Below are 5,638 nucleotides of genomic sequence, written 5' to 3'. Positions count from 1 at the left end.
CACCCCGGCCAGAAGCTCCAGCAGGGTGGTCTTGCCCGCCCCGCTCGGCCCGATGATCGCGACCAGCCGTCCGGCGCCGAACTCGACGGTGACCGGGGCCAGCACGAACCCGCCGGTCCGGGCCGTCCAGGACACCTTCTCCGCCCATACCCGGGACTCGACCGCCGTCCCGGTCCCGCCACCGTCCATGCCGCCTCCCCCGCGCACGTCGCGGCGCCAGCATAGCCGCGGCGCGCCGGGGAGTCAGCCGAACATCCACAATGGACGGTCAGAACACCAGTCGCAGGATGCGGTCGTCGCCGGTGCGCGGGGTGCCCCGGCCGTCGGTGTTGTTGGTGATCAGCCACAGCGACCCGTCCGGCGCCGTGGCCACCGTGCGGAACCGGCCGAACTGCGCGTTGAGGAAGCCGACCGGGTTGCCGTCCGGTCCCCCGTTCAGCACCGGCACGCCCCACAGCCGCTGGCCGCGCAGCGCGGCCAACCACACCGTGTTGCGGGTGAACGCGATCCCGGACGGCGAGGCCTGCGCCGGCGTCCACTGTGCGACCGGGTTGACGAACCGGGTGTCGGTGGTGCGACCCTCGACGATCGGCCAGCCGTAGTTGCCGCCGGCCCGGATCTGGTTGAGCTCGTCCCAGGTGTTCTGTCCGAACTCGCCGGCCCACAGCCGGCCGGCGTTGTCGAACGCCAGGCCCTGGACGTTGCGGTGCCCTCGGCTGTACACCCGGTTGCCGGCCACCGGGTTGCCCGGGGCGGCCGCGCCGGTCGGGGTGACCCGCAGGATCTTGCCGCCCAGCGAGGTCATGGACTGCGCGTTGTTGCTGATGTTCGCGTCACCCGTGGCGATGTAGAGCATCCCGTCCGGACCGAACGTCATCCGGCCGCCGTCGTGGATGTTCGCCCGCGGGATTCCGGAGACGATCACCTGCGGCGTCCCCAGGGTGGTGTTGAACGGCATGCGCACGACGCGGTTGTCGGTGGCGGCGGTGAAGTAGGCGTAGACCAGCCGGTCGGAGGCGAACGTGGGGGCGACCGCGATACCGAGCAGGCCGCCCTCGCCGGCCGGGCGAACCCCGGGCACCGTGCCGATGGTCGTCACGGTGCCGCCGGCGATCCGCTTGATCTGCCCGCTGTTGCGTTCGGATACCAGCGCCGAGCCGTCCGGAAGAAACGCCAGACCCCACGGCACCGCGAGGTTCGTCGCGATTGTGCTGGCCACCCGGGGTGTCGGCGGGACGGCCTGGATGCCCGGATCCACGGTGCCCGACGCCGGTGCCGCCAGCGCCAGGGTGGTGAGCAAAACAGTGGCGAGTGCGATGGGTGTGCTGCGCACGTCGATCCCTCTCTGGATGTTTCCCAGGCTGGGCTTGCCCACCCATAGTCACGAGATCGGCACGCTGTGCGCAACGGACCTAGGTAGAACTGGTCACGGCTAGCCGCAGGCCGGGTTCGCGGCGGCCAACCAGGTGCTGATCCGGCGGGCCGCCGCCATGCTCGCCCACGCGGCCAGCTCGACCAGTTCGCCGTCACCGGGACCGGTGGCGCGGTAGGCGTCGATCAGGCTCTCGTCTACCTGGTAGGAGGCCAGTGCGATGGCCAGCGCCAGCCGGCCGGCCGCCGCGTCGGCCTCCGGGAGCCCGGCGACCGCCTCGTGCAGCCAGGACCGGCTGATCCCGGGCGCCTGGCCATCCCACAGAGCCAGCCGGTCGTGGACGAGGCCGCGCACGCTGTCCGGAACCGAGCGGGTGCCGGCGATGTCGATCGCCGTGTAGGCGCGGGCGAACGCCTCGGAGATCACCGCGTTCGGGTGCGTCCAGCACAGGCCGTCCGCGGGCGCTCCGGCCGGCAGCAGGTCGACCGAGTCGCCCGCCGCCGGTCCGCGCTCGGACGGCCGCAGCACGCCGCCGAGCACCTTGCGGGCCTTCGGCTTGGCCGACTCCGGCACGTGCGACGGGAACGGCGACTCCCGCAGGAACACGTTGACCATGCGGTTGTAGTAATGGAACGCCACGGCCGTGCCGACCAGCTCGGCCGCCTGCTCCGGTGGGAACGGCGGCACGCCCGCCCCGGCGGCGGTCGCGGACTCGCGGGCCCACTTGGCGAGCAGGTCCCGGTCGGACCCGGCCGGGTCGGGGATCGCGGCCATCGTCATGCCGTGCACGTCCGCGCAGTACGGGCAGCTGTTGGCCTCGGACACCCCGGTGGCCACCGCCTCCTTGCTCGCCCGGTCGGCGACTCCCTGCACCAGCAGGGTTTCCCGCAGGATCATCCAGCTCGCGGCCATCGTGTCCGGGGCCGCGGAGTGCAGTGCCACCGGCGGCGCGAGCATCTTGAAGTCGCGCTCGACCTGCCGGTACACCTCGGCCACCAGCCCGCTGGCATGCCGCCGTTTCACGACCCGGATGTGACGGGTGTCGTTCAGCGATCTCCGGACGGCGAAGCGGACCAACGGGGCGACCATCTCAGCTCCTCTTCGCTACCACGGCGCCGACCACGAAGTCGGGGTACTTCTCGGCGATCTCGTCCACGTCGGGCAGCACCGTCACGTCGGCAAGGCCGGCCGCCTGGAACGTGGCCCGCCAGGCGGCGGGCGTCAGGAAGCCGTGCGTGGGCCGCTTCACCGGGTCGGTCGCGACGTCGGTGAAGCTGTCCAGGTGGTCGAAGATGATCTCGGCGTGGATCGGCCGGGCCAGCTTCGTGGGGCGGATGCACTCCGAGACGATGACCGCGCCGCCCGGTTTGAGCGCCTTGGCCGCCTCGTTGATGACGAAGTCGAGGTCCGGCGCCACGTGGAAGCAGTTGACCGAGTAGACCGCGTCGAAGGTGCCGGGCTCGACCCCTTGCGCCGCCCAGGACTGGTTCATGTCCAGCCGCGCCGACTCGACCACGGTCGACGGCGCGGCCGCGGACCGCGCGGCCTTCTCGCCGTGCCGGGCGAAGGTCTCGGCCACCTCGGTGAACCGGTAGCGGGTGATGCCGGCGCCGAGCCGGCGCAGGTTCTGCTCGGCCCCGCTGCCGCAGCCGCCGCCGATCTCCAAGACCTCGAACGGGCCGCCGTCCGGCGGCACGAGCCGGGCCAGCGCCTCGGCGCCGACCAGGTTGTTGATCGAGTACAGCAGGTTGTCGTTGGAGAAGTACTTCAGCCACAGCGGAAGCTGCTGCGGCGCGAACAGGATCTCATCGCCGGTCGCCTCGCCGGCGAAGAAGATCTTCGCGTTGTCCACCAACGTCTTCAGGATGTCGTTGGCCACGGCGGCGCCCGGCTCCCGCTCGGCCAGTTCCGCCGCGATGGTGTCCCAGTCACCCGGCCGGGCGTCGCCGAGGTAGTAGCGACCGTCCTCGCGCTCGAGAATTCCGCTGTCCGACAGCTTCTCGTAGAGGAACTTCAGCGTCACCGTGCGGCGCCACGGAATCGACAGGTCCTTCTTGGCCTGGTGCACGGTGATGCCGTTGGCCGGTGGAACGGCGCCGATCGCGTCGATGATGTTGTAGGCGGTCGCGTCGACGAGCCGGCCGAACGTCTCGTTCACGGCCAGGAACCGGAACGGGAAGAGCTCCCGGACCGCCTCGTCGGCGATGGCGGCGCGGAGCTTGACGAACTCCGCCACCTTGGGGTGCTGTTCGGGGTCGTACTGGTTCGCCATGGTGATCGACCGACTTTCGAAACAGGGCCTAGCGGAAATGGTTGGCTGACGTCGCGCGGGTGCCGCGGGGCCGCCCGGCGGGGCGGCCCCGGTGGCACCGGCGGTCCGGTTATGCGGCCGCCGGACGGGCCGTCGGCTCGCCGCCGTCGGCGACCGGCGGCGCGGCCGCGGCAGCCTCGGCCTTGGCGCGTTGCTCCGCTTCGAACTGCTTGCGCGACTTGTCGACGAAGTGCAGACCCCACAGGAAGGATCCGCGGATCAGGCACACGATCGCGGTGGCGAAGAACAGGCCGTACGCGATGTGCGCCACCATGAAGATCCCGTAGACCACCGCGACCCCGGCGCCGAACGCGAACTGGGCGCCCGGCTTGGACGGTGTGGTGCCCGGGTCGGTCACCATGTAGTTGGTGTACAGCACGAACGCCACACCGGTCATGACCGCCAGCGCGCCCGGAATCGCCGTGTCGAACAGGATGCCGCGCACGACGGCCTGCAGCACGAAGAAGCTCAGCCAGCCGGCGATCAGCCACATCCGGTTGGTCAGCTTGGCGTTGAGCATCGTGCCGGACACGATGATGATCCCGACCAGGATCCAGCCGCCGACGTTGTTGAGGCCCTCGGTGAAGTGGTACGGCGGCGCGATGCTGCCCCACGGGAACAGCACCAGCACCATCAGGATCCCGAAGTTGGACGGGTTCATGTAGTGCCGCAGGTTGCCGCGCACCGGTGCGCGCAGGATCCACTTCGTGGACACCGCGAGGGTGACCGCGAACATCATCACCCAGATCCGGTCGTTGACGTAGATCAGCATGTTCAGCGCGAGGCTGGTGATGTGCGCCGGGAACAGGAACGTCATCAGGCCCTTGAACCCGCCGCCGCGGAACCGGGGGGCGCGGTGCTCCACCCGGGCGCCGATCACCTCCAGCACCAGCTCGACGGTGTAGCCGGTGGCCAGTGCGACGAGCGGCCAGGTCCACGGCTGCTCGAAGCCCAGGAACACGTAACCGGCGATGTTGAAGATCGTGATCGAGATGGCGAACCTGCGCAGCGCGATGACGACCTTCGGATCGTGGCGCCGCGGAGCGCCGCCGGCGGGCGGATTCCCGCCGGTCTTCACTTCCTTCAGAGCCATTTCCTACTCACCTCTCGTTGGCCGTCGCGCCGAGCACGAGCGCGTGCCGGCCCTGGCTGAGCACAAGATCCTGCTGCTGGACGTCGCCGTGGCGGTCCCGCCACTGCAGGTGCACCTGCACCGGGCCGGCGGCGTCGCCGAGGCCGATGTGCACCTCACTGCTGCGCTTGCCGCCGTGGCCGCTGCCGCCGTCCACCCGGCCGACGTACTTCTTGCCGTCGGCGGTGGTCACGGTGACCTGGGCGCCGGTGGCCGGCGAACCCGGCGCGGGCACGGAGCCCGCGGCCGCCGCCTGCTCGTGGGTCAGCGACAGGTTCAGGTAACCGCCCGGGTCGGGCGCCTCGTTGTGGTAGTAGATCGGGTCGCCGTACTGCCGGGCCACCGCGAAGTCGAGCCGGCCGTCGCCGTCGGTGTCGCCGGTGGCGATGCCGCGGGTCGGAACCGGAGCGGCCAGGCCGAGCTCGGCGGCCACGTCGGTGTAGCGGCCGTCCGGGCCCTTGACGAAGAACCGCAGCGTCTCGTTGCCGGCGATGTCGTCGCCCGCGGTCGCGTTGGGCCAGTTGAACGGGTTGGCCACCAGCGCGTCGTTGGCCATCGCCAGCTCCTGCAGCTGCGGCCAGCGGTTGGTCCCGCCCCGGACGAACCCGTTCGTCACGGTGATGTTCTGCTCACCCGAGTTGGCGAAGTCGGCGATCTTGTTGTCCCAGCTCCAACCCGTCCATGCGGTGCCGGTCTCGCCACTGACGTCGCGGAACGGCGCCTCGCCGCTGCGCAACTGGTCGCGCAGGTCGGTCAGGTCCTTGGCGGTGTTGATGTACTGGAAGTTGCTCTCCACGATGCCCCACCCGACGGTGAGGTTGGA

Annotated in this window: 6 protein-coding genes; all 6 read right to left on the bottom strand. The window is 70.6% G+C overall.

What is annotated here, in order from left to right; all coding sequences use genetic code 11:
* The coding region (locus VFO68_RS11565; RefSeq protein WP_325158227.1) for an ABC transporter ATP-binding protein at window positions 1-189 on the bottom strand (189 nt) is incomplete at its 3' end.
* A 79-nt stretch (window positions 190-268) separates the two neighbouring features.
* A complete protein-coding gene (locus VFO68_RS11560) occupies window positions 269-1,333 on the bottom strand; it encodes a PQQ-dependent sugar dehydrogenase (protein WP_325158226.1) in 1,065 nt (354 codons plus the stop codon).
* A gap of 99 nt (window positions 1,334-1,432) precedes the next feature.
* Window positions 1,433-2,461 carry a carboxymuconolactone decarboxylase family protein gene (locus tag VFO68_RS11555; RefSeq protein ID WP_325158225.1) on the bottom strand — a complete coding sequence of 343 codons (1,029 nt, stop codon included), beginning with the start codon at window positions 2,459-2,461 and terminating at the stop codon, window positions 1,433-1,435.
* Between the two features lies 1 nt (window position 2,462).
* Entirely contained in the window at window positions 2,463-3,644 is a 1,182-nt protein-coding gene (locus tag VFO68_RS11550) for a class I SAM-dependent methyltransferase (protein ID WP_325158224.1), read from the bottom strand.
* Window positions 3,645-3,753: 109 nt separating this feature from the next.
* Complete coding sequence (locus tag VFO68_RS11545) at window positions 3,754-4,776, bottom strand: enediyne biosynthesis protein (protein ID WP_325158223.1); 1,023 nt, start codon at window positions 4,774-4,776, stop codon at window positions 3,754-3,756.
* A 7-nt stretch (window positions 4,777-4,783) separates the two neighbouring features.
* Window positions 4,784-5,638: ASPIC/UnbV domain-containing protein (locus VFO68_RS11540; protein WP_325158222.1), on the bottom strand; the 855-nt coding region annotated here is incomplete at its 5' end.

The sequence above is a fragment of the Actinophytocola sp. genome, assembly GCF_035712165.1.
GTDB lineage: Bacteria > Actinomycetota > Actinomycetes > Mycobacteriales > Pseudonocardiaceae > DASYTH01.
This window is presented reverse-complemented; position numbering and strand designations above follow the sequence as displayed.